Origin of the sequence: Obesumbacterium proteus, from assembly GCF_001586165.1 — a bacterium.
In the GTDB taxonomy this organism is placed as follows: domain Bacteria; phylum Pseudomonadota; class Gammaproteobacteria; order Enterobacterales; family Enterobacteriaceae; genus Hafnia; species Hafnia protea.
The window spans coordinates 1,390,063-1,403,327 of sequence record NZ_CP014608.1 but is presented as its reverse complement, the minus strand read 5'-3'; the positions used below and the strand labels follow the sequence as shown (position 1 = coordinate 1,403,327).

Sequence of the window (13,265 nt, the reverse complement as noted above, 5' to 3'; positions counted from 1 at the left end):
GATTAGCCTCGGGTATGCAGACGCATTTCACGCTCAGCTTCAGTCATAGAAGCCAAGAATGCATCACGCTCAAAGACGCGAGTCATGTAGATTTTCAGTTCTTTAGAACCAGCGCCAGACAATTCAATGCCCAGAACCGGCAAACGCCATAACAGCGGCGCCAGATAGCAGTCAACCAAGCTGAACTCGTCGCTCATGAAGAATGGCTTCTGAGTAAATACAGGCGCGATAGCCAGCAGCTCTTCACGCAGCTGTTTGCGCGCGTTGTCAGCTTCCTGAGCAGTACCTTTTTCAATCTTGTGTAGCAGTGAATACCAGTCGTTTTCGATGCGATGCATCATCAGACGGCTTTCACCACGGGCAACTGGATAAACTGGCATCAATGGTGGATGCGGGAAACGCTCGTCCAGATATTCCATGATGATACGGGATTCATACAGAGTCAGCTCACGGTCAACCAACGTCGGTACTGTGCGGTACGGGTTGAGGTCAATCAGATCCTGCGGCAGGTTATCCATCTCAACCTGCTCAATCTCGACGCTGACACCCTTTTCGGCCAGTACGATACGTACTTGATGGCTAAAGATGTCGGTCGGGCCGGAAAACAGCGTCATTACCGAACGTTTGTTGGCAGCGACAGCCATGAAAACCTCCAAGTTTATCTAGAAAACGGTATGAATAGCCGCCATCGGGCAGCGCTATCCAGATATTTGTTGTCACTCCTGACAGCCGTATAAGCAATAAAAATGAAGCATAAATAACAGGTTAGGCTATTTAGTGCCTCTATTGCTCAACAATTGTACGGATAACAGGGCGCAAAAGTGGGAGATAGTTTAACAGAATTTGACGGTGTTGTGGGGAAGCGTTGGTTATTTCATGGCGTAATAAGTTTACGACACGTAAATTTCCGCGTTTTTTGACTGTTTACAGATACAAAAAAGCCCGGCAAGCCGGGCTTTTACTATTAATGCTCTGCCGAAGCAGAAAAACATTAACGTTTGGAGAACTGAGGACGACGACGTGCTTTACGCAGACCGACTTTCTTACGTTCAACTTCACGAGCATCACGAGTAACGAAGCCAGCTTTACGCAGTTCGCCACGCAGGGACTCGTCGTACTCCATCAGAGCGCGGGTGATACCATGACGGATCGCACCAGCCTGACCAGAAGTACCACCACCTTTAACGGTGATGTACAGATCGAATTTCTCAACCATATCAACCAATTCCAACGGCTGACGAACTACCATGCGGGCAGTTTCACGACCGAAGTACTGTTCCAGAGAACGTTGGTTGATTACGATTTTACCACTGCCCGGTTTGATAAACACGCGAGCGGCGGAGCTTTTGCGGCGACCAGTGCCGTAGTATTGAGTTTCAGCCATTGCCTATAATCCCGATTAAATGTCAAGAACTTGCGGTTGCTGTGCCGCGTGATTGTGCTCGTTACCAGCGTAAACTTTCAGTTTACGGTACATAGCACGACCCAGCGGGCCCTTCGGCAGCATGCCTTTAACCGCGATCTCAATGACACGCTCAGGGTGGCGAGCAATCATCTCTTCAAAGGTCGCTTGTTTGATACCACCGATGTGGCCGGTGTGATGGTAATAGATCTTGTCAGAACGCTTGTTGCCGGTTACAGCAACTTTTTCTGCGTTCAGAACGATGATGTAATCACCAGTATCAACGTGCGGAGTGTATTCCGCTTTATGCTTGCCACGCAGGCGACGAGCCAGTTCAGTAGCCAAACGGCCCAGAGTCTTGCCGTCTGCATCAACTACGTACCAGTCACGTTTTACGGTTTCTGGCTTAGCTGTAAAAGTTTTCATTAAAAGCTTACCCAATTTAAGTTACACGTTGGTGAACACCCAAACGCTTACCTGTTTAAAAAAGTAAATGTATTAGAGGCTCACACGACCATCGTCCAGCAAACCTACCCCTTCGAATAGCCAATGCCGGCACATAAAGTTTTTGGGAAAAAAAACTTCGTTGTAACGTGGGGTCGCAAGATTATAGAGAAGTAGAATCTAAAGATCGAATAATTTTTCGGGCTAAAATTGATTTTATGATTGCATCCGGTAGACAGTAGCACCGGATGCGAGTGTTTTTTAAACAAAACGTTACGGCAAGTGCTCCAGACGCAAATAATCTTCGCTTTGCATCTCCTGCAAACGAGACAAGCAGCGCTGATATTCAAACTTCAAATGGTCACCCTGATAAATTTCGAACATCGACAGCTCTGCGCTGATGATCAGTTTTACATGGCGCTCATAAAACTCATCCACTAAGGCAAGGAAGCGGCGCGCAGTATTTTCATTCAGCGTATCCATCTTCTTGACGTGATGCAGAAAGACCGTGTGGTAGCGGCGCGAAAGCGCAATGTAATCAAGCTGGCTACGCGCCTCCTCGCACAGAACCGAGAACTCGACGGCTAATACGCCTCCCGAGCTACACAGCGCAGGCAGTGGTCGATGGTTAATGTCTAACACCGGGTTAATCTCCCCCACGCTGCCCGCTAACTTGGCAAACATTTCATCCATGCTCTGCCGCGTCTCGGCAGTAATCGGCGTGAAATACAGACCAGCCTGCGTCAACGTGCGCAGACGATAATCGATCCCCGCATCCACGTTCATTACGGTGCAATAGCGCTTAATCAGGTCAATAGCGGGGAGAAAGCGAGCGCGCTGCAAGCCATTATGATAAAGATTATCAGGAGGAATATTTGAGGTAGAAACCAGCGTAATGCCTCGGGCGAAGAGAGCCTGCAACAGCGTGCCTAACAGCATGGCATCCGTGATATCCGACACAAAAAACTCATCAAAACACAGTACATCCGCTTCATTTTTAAAACCATCGGCAATGATTTCTAATGGGTTTTCTTGCCCCTGCAGCGCAACCAGCTCTTCTTGTACCCGCAGCATAAAGCGGTGGAAATGCAAACGCAGCTTCCGCTCGCTGGGAATGCTGTGGAAAAACAGATCCATTAGCCATGTTTTGCCGCGCCCTACGCCGCCCCACATATACAGACCTTGCACCGGTTCCTGCGACTTTGCGGCAGATTTTCCCCACAGGCTCTGCAAGCGCCCCCGCAACCCTCGACTTTCGGCGACGGGCATAGCCCGTTCTCTCTCGATAAGCGCTTGCTGAATGGCGGTTAGAGCCTCGACGGTTTGCCGCTGAACGGCGTCAGGTTGGTAGTCTCCGGCATCGAGCGCCTGCTGATAGAGCATAGTTGGCGTCAATACGGACGTTGTGCGATTTGATGGCATTAGGTACAGGATCCCTACTCAATTTTTATCATTAGTTATAAACAATTTTAAAAATCATAAACGCTGCTTTTCGTGCAGCTTAGCGACTGATTGTCGCCTGTTAACTGACTTTTGTCTTGTATCGGCAATTGTTTTTGCTCGCAAACCTCTCAGCAATGCACCTTCAGGATTCCACTCAGGCAAGGTTAACGGTTATAGTGTGCTTATGTGTAGGATATGTCGTTGAATCCCTACTAAGTAAAATAGCTAACGCAAGCACATTCTATATACAGATAGGAGTCATCATGACCTGGGAGTATGCGCTTATTGGTTTAGTCGTCGGTATCGTGATTGGTGCGGTAGCGATGCGTTTCGGCAACCGAAAACTTCGCCAGCAGCAGGTGCTGCAAAACGAGCTCGAAAAAAGTAAAAACGAGTTGGAGCAATATCGCCAAGAACTGGTGAGCCACTTTGCTCACAGCGCCGAGTTGCTCGATAACATGGCGAGCGACTATCGCCAGCTTTATCAACACATGGCGAAAAGCTCAAACAACCTGCTGCCAGATATGCCGCCGCAGGATAATCCTTTCCGTTACCGTTTGACCGAAGCGGACAACGATCAGGCACCCGTTGAGTTCCCACCACGTGATTACTCCGATGGTGCATCTGGATTACTGCGCGCCGAACGTCGCGATAAATAAGAAATATACCCAAGATAATTCACGGGTATAAGGTACTTCGGTGGCTGTTTTTTCTAACAGCCACCTATTTTAATTACTCTTCTTAATCCCCACTTTGTTATTCTGAATAATATGGAACTTAATGCGCGCTGTTCGTTCTGAGTAGCACATCGGATTAATTCGCCCAAGACACATTGACCCTTTTGAAGGCCATGAGAAAACATTCCATGATGAAGAAAAAATCTTTATTGCTCAGTGCGCTTGCTTTAAGCATGGGCTTAACAATGTTATCCGCACCGTTTGCCAATGCCGCGTTACCACCCATTGTTGCTGGGCAAAATGTGCCAAGCTTAGCGCCAATGTTGGAGAAAGTGCTGCCAGCCGTGGTTAGCGTCCACGTTGAAGGGATGCAAAATGCCAAACCAACGCCGGCGGCCAAAGGCGGTGAACGTCAGTTTGAAGGCTTAGGTTCAGGTGTCATTATTGATGCTGCCAAAGGCTATGTGCTGACCAATAACCACGTCATCAGCAATGCGACCACCATCAAAGTGCAGCTCAATGATGGGCGCGAATATGCCGCCAAGCTGATTGGGCGTGACGAACAATCGGATATTGCGTTAATTCAGCTCACCGATGCGAAAAACCTGACGGCGATAAAAGTCGCAGACTCAGACAAACTGCGCGTGGGTGATTTTGCCGTTGCCGTAGGCAACCCGTTTGGTATTGGGCAAACAGCCACCTCAGGCATTATTTCTGCCTTGGGCCGCAGCGGGTTAAATCTCGAAGGTCTGGAAAACTTTATTCAAACGGATGCTGCCATCAACCGTGGTAACTCCGGCGGTGCCTTGATTAACCTCAACGGCGAGCTGATCGGCATTAACACCGCGATCTTAGCGCCCGGCGGCGGGAATATCGGCATTGGTTTTGCAATCCCAAGTAACATGGCGCAAAGCCTCAGCGCTCAGCTGATCAAATACGGCGAAGTTAAACGCGGCGTTCTCGGTATTCGCGGTCGAGAAATGACGGCTGACCTCGCGCAGGCCTTCAAGCTTGATGCACAGCGCGGTGCTTTCGTGAACGAAGTCTTACCAAACTCTGCCGCTGCCAAAGCGGGGATTAAAGCAGGCGACGTGATTACCGCACTGGATGGCAACCCGCTTAGCAGCTTCGCCGAACTGCGTGCCAAAATTGGCTCTGCCGCACCGGGCACCGTGCTAAAACTCGGTTTACTGCGTAACGGCAAACCATTAACCGTTCCCGTTACGCTGGAAAATAGCGGTGTTACCACCACTCAGGCAGAAAACATCAGCCCTTCACTGCAAGGTGCAACGCTGAGCGATGGTGATGTGAAAGGTACGCCGGGAATTAAAATTGATGACGTTGCCAAAGGCTCTGTTGCTGCACAAATGGGCATGCATAAAGGCGACCTGATCATCGGTATCAACAGCGAACGTATTCGTGATATCGCCTCTTTGCGTAAGGCACTGGCGGCAAACCCACCGGTCATTGCGCTGCACTTATTACGCAACGGTGAAGGCCTGTATTTGCTGATTCGCTAAATGCGGCTTCACTAAAAGAGTGATTTAAACAAAAACTGCGCAAAAATCGGGCATAGGCGTGTGCCGTGCCCGATTTTCTCTGTTATTCTTCGCCTATCTTTTCTTACCCTTTCAGAAACTTCATGTTTACTAAGATATTACGCTCAGTTTTTCTGGGGCTTGTGGTAGCCATCATTTTGCTGATTGCGGTGCCATCACTGCGTCCGGTAGGGCTTTTCTCGCTGTTTAAAGCGGCCTCTTTCGAAGAAGCACCTATTAGCTACAATTCTGCGGTGAAACGAGCTGCACCCGCCGTCGTTAACGTTTATAACGGCAGCATGAATAATAGTGGTCAGGGCAACAATGGCTTAGCAATCAAAACCCTAGGCTCTGGCGTTATTATGGATAGCCGAGGCTACATACTCACCAATAAACATGTTGTCAGCGGCGCAGACCAAATCGTGGTTGCTCTCCAAGATGGCCGCGTTTTTGAAGCTATGCTCGCCGGTTCAGATACGCTCACCGATTTAGCCGTGCTGAAAATTCAGGCGACCAATCTGCCCGTTATCACCATCAACCCAAAACGCGTTCCTCACATTGGCGATGTGGTACTGGCTATCGGCAACCCCTATAACATTGGGCAAACCACAACCCAAGGGATTATCAGCGCCACAGGCCGCGTGGGGTTAAGTACCTATGGGCATCAGAACTTCTTGCAAACCGACGCCTCAATTAACCACGGCAACTCAGGCGGCGCATTAGTCAACACGCTGGGTGAATTGGTGGGAATCAATACTCTATCGCTTGATAAGAGCAACGATGGTGAAACGCCTGAAGGCATTGGTTTTGCTATTCCAACCGCCCTTTCCACTAAGATTATGGCGAAGCTGATCCGCGATGGACGCGTTATTCGTGGCTTTATCGGCGTGAGCGGCAGAGAGATTGCACCGGCGCGCAATCAGCCTCAGGCGAATGCGATGGAGCGTATTCAAGGTATTATCGTGCGTGACGTGGCCGCTAACGGCCCCGCGGCTAATGCTGGAATTCAGCCGGGCGACATCGTTCTCAACGTGGATGGAAAACCCGCGGTCAGCGCAGCCGAAACCATGGATCAGGTGGCTGAAATTCGCCCAGGAACGGTAGTGCCGGTGATTATCATGCGTAACGGTGAACGCATGACGCTAAGCGTGACCATCGAAGAGTTTCCAAACGTCGATTAATAACGTTCATAGCAACGAAAAAATGCCATAAAAAAACGCCATCGAAAGATGGCGTTTTTGTTTTCAAGCGTGGGCTAAATTACTCGCCTTTTACGCGCTCAATATTTGCGCCCAAGGCGCTTAACTTGTTCTCGATGCGGTCATAGCCACGGTCGATGTGGTAAATACGATCGACGATAGTTGTACCTTCCGCAACACAGCCAGCAATAACTAAACTAGCAGACGCACGCAGGTCGGTCGCCATTACCTGCGCACCAGACAGTTTTTCAACGCCGTAGCAAATCGCAGTATTACCTTCGATTTCAGCATGAGCGCCCATACGGATAAGCTCTGGGATATGCATGAAACGGTTTTCGAAAATGGTTTCGGTGATAACACCGGTACCTTCAGCCACCAGATTCAGCAAGCTGAACTGAGCCTGCATATCGGTTGGGAAGCCAGGATGCGGAGCAGTACGAACGGTGACGGCTTTTGGACGTTCACCGTGCATATCCAAGGAGATCCAGTCTTCACCGGTTTCAATATCCGCACCCGCTTCACGCAGTTTTGCCAAAACAGCATCCAGCGTATCAGGACGAGTATTACGGCAGATAATCTTGCCGCGTGTAACCGCAGCGGCGATCAGGAAAGTACCGGTTTCGATACGGTCTGGCAGCACACGATAAACACCGCCGCCCAAGCGCGCAACACCTTCAATGGTGATGCGGTCTGAACCCGCGCCTGAAATTTTTGCCCCTAAGGTGTTCAGGAAGTTCGCGGTATCCACGATTTCCGGCTCACGCGCGGCGTTTTCAATAACCGTTGTGCCTTCTGCTAGCGTAGCAGCACTCATGATGGTCACGGTAGCGCCAACGCTCACCTTGTCCATAACGATATGCGCGCCTTTCAAGCGACCATCAACGGACGCTTTCACGTAGCCTTCTTCCAGTTTGATCTCTGCACCCAGCTGTTCTAAACCGGTGATGTGCAAATCGACAGGACGAGCGCCAATCGCGCAGCCACCCGGCAAGGAAACCTGACCATAGCCAAAGCGAGCAACCAGCGGGCCCAGCGCCCAAATAGAAGCACGCATGGTTTTCACCAGATCGTAAGGAGCACACAGCTCATTCACGTTGCTTGCATCAACGTGAACAGAACCATTACGCTCAACGCGCACGCCTAACTGGCTTAACAGTTTCATCGTGGTGTCGATGTCTTTCAACTTCGGCACGTTTTGAATTTCTACAGGCTCTTCCGCCAGCAGCGCGGCGAAAAGAATTGGCAGGGCTGCATTTTTTGCACCAGAAATGGTGACCTCGCCGCTTAGGCGAGTGGGCCCCTGCACACGAAATTTATCCATTATTACCGATCTCAGTTAAATATTTGAAACAACCATCACCGCGAACGGTAATAGCGAGTATTGGGATCACAACGCATTAAGCTTGCGATCGCGCTGCCATTCTTCAGGAGTGAAAGCCTTGATCGACAGTGCGTGAATTCTGTTATCTGCGATGTATTCCATCAGCGGTGCATACACCGTCTGTTGTTTTTTAACACGGCTCATACCAGCAAACTGTTCGCCGACAACAATCACCTGAAAGTGGCTGCCGTCACCGGTTACATGGGCTTCCTGCAGGGATAATGCGTTCATCAACACATCTTTAATTTCGTTGTTGTCCATGGGCGCTCAATCATTGAATAAAGAAAAAAATATGAACATCGTTTTGGCATTATTGGCATAAATGCTCTTTGCAGCCAAAAGGACTAAGCCGCCCATATTAGAGTAAATATGCTCTATCTTAAACAAAGAAAAGCCCCCGATAGCATCGTTATCGAGGGCTTTAGAAATAATCCTAATTATTGCACTGGGTTAGGAGGCTAATTCAGCCCCTTCAGCGATCAGGATGTCATTGAGGTTATAGAGCGCAATCAGCGTGCGTAAACGCTCACTCACACCGGTAATCAATATCGGAGAGCTGCCAGCGGCAGGCGTGTTTTGCACGTGAACCAGCATGGCGAGGCCCGCAGAGTCCACGCGCGCCAACTCGCTTAAATCCAGACGTTTCTTACCTTCTAGCAACGTGTGGCGATCGTCCCAAAAGCTCATGAGTGAATCTCGATCGAGAATACCAATCAGCTTGAGCGTCTCTTCTTCGCTACGCCATTGCAGGACATTCGGCGTCATTATTTTTGGTCCAACGTAATCGGCTGTTGCGCAGACGAGATCAGCTGTTTGGTTAAGCCATCAACGCCGTTCTGACGCAGAATAGATGCCCACTCATTTTGTTTGGTGGTGATCATGCTGACGCCTTCTGCGATCATATCAAATGCCTGCCAGTTGCCCGTTTGGCTGTTTTTACGCCATTGGAAATCCAGGCGAACCGGAGGGCGCCCCTGTGGGTCAATGATGGTGACGCGAATAGGTACAATGGTCGCATCGCCCAAAGCGCGCTCTGGTGCAATGTTGTAGGTCTGGCCATGATACATCGCCAGAGCCTGACCATAAGCCTGTTCTAAGTATGACTGGAATGCCTTGAAGTACGCTTCGCGCTGTTCAGGCGTCGCACCACGATAATACTGACCCAGTACCAGCGCGCCTGCGTATTTGACCTGCACATACGGCATCAACTCTTCATGCACGATGGTGCGCAGATAGTTAGGATCCTGCTTGATTTTAGGCTGTTCGTTTTTAAGACGATCAAAAGTTTGCTTGGCTGCGGCATCCATCAGCTTGTAAGGGTTTGTCTGATCGACGGCAGCATTTGCCAGTGTTGGAACCAGTGGGGCTACCGCCAGCAGTGCCACCATTAACATACGTTTAAACATGAATAAATCCCCTTAAATTAATGTGCTGCCGGAGCTTCAGCTGGCGCAGATGCGTCGCCCGAAGTGCTGTCTTTCTTGTTGGCGTCATCGTTGCCGCTCTTATATAAGAACTGGCCAATCAAATCTTCCAATACCATCGCCGACTTGGTGTCTTGAATAGTGCCGCCATCTTTAAGGATAGACGTTCCCATATCAGGATCTTCAAAGCCCACGTTTAATGCGAGGAATTGCTCACCCAGCAGCCCTGACGTGCGAATAGCCAATGAGCTGGTATCTGGGATCTGGTTATATTGCTCGTCGATATCCATCGCGACGCGAGGCAGGTACGTTTTAGGATCTAAGGTAATATCCGCAACGCGCCCAATCACGACGCCGCCGATTTTGATTGGCGAGCGTGCTTTCAAACCACCGATGTTATCGAATGTCGCATAGATACGATAGGTTGGTTCATTGCCCAGCGATTTAACGTTTGCAACCTGCAAGCACAGGAATACTACCGCACACAGCGCGATAAGCATGAATACGCCAACCCAAATTTCACTTTTTTTCGTTTGCATTGCATCAGTTCCCAAACATCAGTGCTGTCAGCACAAAATCTAATCCCAAGACCGCCAGTGACGAATGCACGACGGTGCGCGTGGTTGCGCGACTAATCCCTTCAGAAGTGGGTATCGCATCATATCCGTTGAACAAGGCAATCCACATAATAGTAATGGCAAACACCACGCTCTTAATCATGCAGTTGACTAAATCCGTATGGAAATCGACCGAGCCTTGCATCGCGGACCAGAAGAAACCGCTATCAATGCTTTTCCAATCGACGCCCACCACCGATCCGCCCCAGATACCAACGGCCACAAAAATCGCCGTCAACAAAGGCATACTGATAAGGCCAGCCCAAAAGCGTGGTGCAACGATACGACGTAGCGGATCGACGGCCATCATCTCCATGCTGGAGATCTGCTCTGTGGCTTTCATCAAACCAATTTCCGCCGTCACCGCGGAACCGGCACGGCCAGCAAACAGCAACGCGGTGACAACCGGGCCCAGTTCACGCAGCAGCGACAACGCCACCATCATGCCAAGACTCGCCTCAGCGCTGTAGGTGGTTAAAATGAGATAGCCCTGTAAACCGAGCACCATGCCGATAAACAAACCAGAAACCACGATGATAAGCAGAGACTGCACGCCAACGCTGTAAAGCTGTTTACGCAGCAGCGGCCATTGCTTGGCAAATTCTGGTTTACCTATCAAGGCATTAAACATCATCAAGCCTGCGCGCCCAAATGAAGCACAGACGTTGATTCCTCGGCGTCCAAACGACGCCAACGCATTTAACAGCATGAGATCACTTACTCCCTGATCCTAATGGGGCTAATCCAAGCAGCGCGGAGCGATAATCGCCAGCCGGATAGCGGAATGGCACGGGACCATCCGCGATGCCGTCAAGGAATTGTCGTACTCGCGGATCGCTATTACCGCTGAGCTCCGCTGAGCCGCCTTGAGCCACAACGCGCTGATCCGCCACAATATAGGCGTAATCCGCAATACTCAATACTTCAGGCACGTCGTGCGACACCACCACGCAGGTAATCCCCAGCGAGTGATTTAGCTCATCAATCAATTTGACCAACACACCCATTGTTATTGGATCTTGTCCAACAAAAGGTTCATCGAACAAAATCATTTCAGGATCAAGCGCAATGGCACGAGCCAGCGCGGCGCGGCGCGCCATCCCACCCGACAGCTCTGACGGCATTAAACCGCCGGCACCGCGCAGCCCTACCGCCTCTAACTTCATCAATACCGTCGTGCGGATTAACGATTCTGGCAGTTGGGTATGTTCACGCAGCGGAAACGCCACGTTATCGAATACGGTCAGATCGGTAAACAGCGCGCCAGATTGAAATAGCATGCTCATTTTTTTGCGAGCTTCAAACAGCTTATGACGCGAAAGCGATGGGATATTCTGCCCGTCGAACCAAATTTCACCTTTATCTGGGCGGATCTGCCCGCCAATCAAACGCAGTAGCGTAGTTTTACCAATCCCCGAAGGCCCCATGATGGCGGTAATTTTTCCTTTCGGGACGGTCATCGTTATATCGGTAAAAATTTGCCGGTTACCACGGCTAAAACTCATGCCGTTGATTTCCACCAAATTTGTTGCCTGTTGATTCATGAGCAAGATTCTCTTAGTCATCTTTATGGCACTAATTTATGGCGATTTTCGCCTTCATCCATGAAGCTGCATTAGGTTTCACAGCACACGCGTTCCAAACGGTATTCCAAAGATCGGGATTCTCTCACGTTCTGACCCAATACCGCGCCAATACTTTGGCTATATTTATAACAATTTTGCGGTTACGACGCTTAAACCAGAGTTATCTGGCTCATTCTGACAAATAATTCTCATGTTTTTCTGGCTAAAGGTGCCATGGGTTTTACTTTTCCCTCTCCGACAGTCAGAATTGTTAAGATTCACGAAAATTATGGCTTAGCGCTACATGGGGGGCTTATTTTTAAGAGTTTCTCCCTCATTTGATAAGCCAAACCTTCGGAAATAAGTTTTTCGCTTAACGTTTTTTACTATACCCAAAAAAATTGAGGTTGCATCAAGGCAGCAAGAGAGAGAATCCCAATGGACTTACTCGCGTAAGTGATTCGGATTAACGAATGCAGCCAACATAGAAGCAACGTCAAAATGACGGGTACAGAACCTGCAAAACGCTGGATTATACCCAACAAAGGACTCTGCATGCTGCTCGCCACCCTATTGTTGATCGTTGGTTTAATACTATTAGTTTATGGCGCAGACCGCTTAGTTTACGGTGCCGCAGCTATAGCTCGCTCATTCGGCGTCCCACCGATGATTATTGGGATGACCATCGTGGGGATAGGCACATCCCTGCCCGAGCTGACGGTTTCCCTTACCGCGGTAATGAATAATCAAATAAACACCGCAGTCGGTACTGTCATTGGTTCAAACATCGCGAATATTTTACTTATTTTAGGCAGCGCCGCGATATTACGCCCACTTTCAGTTCGGTCTGATATTCTCAGGCGCGAACTGCCGTTAATGTTAGGCGTCACTATCTTGTGTGGTTTTGTCCTTTATGACAATCAGCTCACGCGGGTGGACGGCGCACTTTTGATTCTCGCCTTTGCGGCTTTTATGTGGCTGATGTTAAAGATGGCGCGACTGGCGATGCGCGACGGCAACGATCCGCTCACCGATGAGCAGATGGCAGAACTTCCCAAGGATACCAGCAATACGGTGGCTTTATTATGGATTGCCTTGGGACTGATTATTTTACCGCTGTCAGCCAAGATAATCGTTGATAATTCAACGGTAATCGCCCGTTATTTCGGCGTGAGTGAATTGGTGATTGGCCTAACCATTATCGCCATTGGTACAAGCCTACCAGAACTCGCGACGTCCATCGCAGGAGCGATAAAAGGCGAGCACGATATCGTGTTGGGTAATATTATTGGCTCCAATATTTTCAATATTTTGATTGTACTTGGTCTTCCAGCCCTCATATCACAAGGGGATACCCAATTCGATCCTAGCGCCTTTAGCCGCGACTACTGGGTCATGCTTGGTGTGAGTGTGATGCTGACGGCCCTGTGTATTAGGCGAAAGCACAAAATTGGACGAAAAGCCGGGGCGCTGCTGCTGTGCGGATTCGTTGCCTACGTCGTGCTGCTGTTCATACATCAGCCAATCGATATGTATTAAATAAGTACGAGACGGTGAGTACCGATTCATTAAACG

The 13,265-nt window shown here is 49.6% G+C and carries 15 protein-coding genes; 4 read left to right on the top strand and 11 right to left on the bottom strand.

Features of this window, described 5'->3' with window-relative positions:
- Positions 1-2: 2 nt before the first annotated feature.
- The 4 genes from sspA to zapE all read right to left on the bottom strand — a co-directional run bounded on the left by sspA (position 3) and on the right by zapE (position 3,268).
- Entirely contained in the window at positions 3-644 is a 642-nt protein-coding gene (gene sspA / locus DSM2777_RS06555; protein WP_004091284.1) for a stringent starvation protein SspA, read from the bottom strand.
- A 347-nt stretch (positions 645-991) separates the two neighbouring features.
- Complete coding sequence (rpsI, locus tag DSM2777_RS06550) at positions 992-1,384, bottom strand: 30S ribosomal protein S9 (protein ID WP_025801139.1); 393 nt, start codon at positions 1,382-1,384, stop codon at positions 992-994.
- A gap of 15 nt (positions 1,385-1,399) precedes the next feature.
- Entirely contained in the window at positions 1,400-1,828 is a 429-nt protein-coding gene (gene rplM / locus DSM2777_RS06545) for a 50S ribosomal protein L13 (protein WP_004091281.1), read from the bottom strand.
- A gap of 291 nt (positions 1,829-2,119) precedes the next feature.
- Positions 2,120-3,268: a cell division protein ZapE gene (zapE, locus tag DSM2777_RS06540; protein WP_061553484.1), complete on the bottom strand. Its 1,149-nt coding sequence runs from the start codon at positions 3,266-3,268 to the stop codon at positions 2,120-2,122.
- A 284-nt stretch (positions 3,269-3,552) separates the two neighbouring features.
- On the opposite strand from zapE, the gene zapG reads away from it, so the two are divergent.
- The 3 genes from zapG to degS all read left to right on the top strand — a co-directional run bounded on the left by zapG (position 3,553) and on the right by degS (position 6,685).
- On the top strand, positions 3,553-3,948 hold the full coding sequence (zapG, locus tag DSM2777_RS06535) for a Z-ring associated protein ZapG (protein WP_025801137.1): 396 nt from the start codon (positions 3,553-3,555) through the stop codon (positions 3,946-3,948).
- Between the two features lie 209 nt (positions 3,949-4,157).
- On the top strand, positions 4,158-5,486 hold the full coding sequence (locus DSM2777_RS06530) for a Do family serine endopeptidase (RefSeq protein ID WP_061555342.1): 1,329 nt from the start codon (positions 4,158-4,160) through the stop codon (positions 5,484-5,486).
- A gap of 122 nt (positions 5,487-5,608) precedes the next feature.
- Positions 5,609-6,685, top strand: coding sequence for an outer membrane-stress sensor serine endopeptidase DegS (degS, locus tag DSM2777_RS06525; protein ID WP_025801135.1), 1,077 nt, complete (start codon positions 5,609-5,611; stop codon positions 6,683-6,685).
- A 79-nt stretch (positions 6,686-6,764) separates the two neighbouring features.
- Here the strand turns inward: degS and murA are convergent, their stop codons facing one another.
- The 7 genes from murA to mlaF all read right to left on the bottom strand — a co-directional run bounded on the left by murA (position 6,765) and on the right by mlaF (position 11,669).
- Positions 6,765-8,024: a UDP-N-acetylglucosamine 1-carboxyvinyltransferase gene (murA, locus tag DSM2777_RS06520; protein ID WP_040047153.1), complete on the bottom strand. Its 1,260-nt coding sequence runs from the start codon at positions 8,022-8,024 to the stop codon at positions 6,765-6,767.
- 66 nt (positions 8,025-8,090) lie between these two features.
- Complete coding sequence (gene ibaG / locus DSM2777_RS06515; RefSeq protein WP_008815209.1) at positions 8,091-8,345, bottom strand: BolA family iron metabolism protein IbaG; 255 nt, start codon at positions 8,343-8,345, stop codon at positions 8,091-8,093.
- Positions 8,346-8,534: 189 nt separating this feature from the next.
- Positions 8,535-8,849 (bottom strand): lipid asymmetry maintenance protein MlaB, encoded by a 315-nt coding sequence (gene mlaB, locus DSM2777_RS06510; RefSeq protein WP_061553483.1) that lies wholly within the window; start codon positions 8,847-8,849, stop codon positions 8,535-8,537.
- The gene (mlaC, locus tag DSM2777_RS06505; RefSeq protein WP_046459249.1) at positions 8,849-9,490 is read right to left on the bottom strand and encodes a phospholipid-binding protein MlaC; all 642 of its coding nucleotides are present in this window, start codon (positions 9,488-9,490) and stop codon (positions 8,849-8,851) included. The genes mlaB and mlaC overlap by 1 nt, the downstream gene beginning before the upstream one ends.
- Positions 9,491-9,507: 17 nt before the next feature.
- Positions 9,508-10,047 (bottom strand): outer membrane lipid asymmetry maintenance protein MlaD, encoded by a 540-nt coding sequence (gene mlaD, locus DSM2777_RS06500; RefSeq protein ID WP_061553482.1) that lies wholly within the window; start codon positions 10,045-10,047, stop codon positions 9,508-9,510.
- Positions 10,048-10,051: 4 nt separating this feature from the next.
- Positions 10,052-10,834, bottom strand: coding sequence for a lipid asymmetry maintenance ABC transporter permease subunit MlaE (mlaE, locus tag DSM2777_RS06495; protein ID WP_025801130.1), 783 nt, complete (start codon positions 10,832-10,834; stop codon positions 10,052-10,054).
- 4 nt (positions 10,835-10,838) lie between these two features.
- A complete protein-coding gene (gene mlaF / locus DSM2777_RS06490; RefSeq protein ID WP_025801129.1) occupies positions 10,839-11,669 on the bottom strand; it encodes a phospholipid ABC transporter ATP-binding protein MlaF in 831 nt (276 codons plus the stop codon).
- Between the two features lie 576 nt (positions 11,670-12,245).
- Here mlaF and DSM2777_RS06485 point away from each other — a divergent pair.
- Positions 12,246-13,229, top strand: coding sequence for a calcium/sodium antiporter (locus DSM2777_RS06485; RefSeq protein ID WP_061553481.1), 984 nt, complete (start codon positions 12,246-12,248; stop codon positions 13,227-13,229).
- Positions 13,230-13,265: the final 36 nt, after the last annotated feature.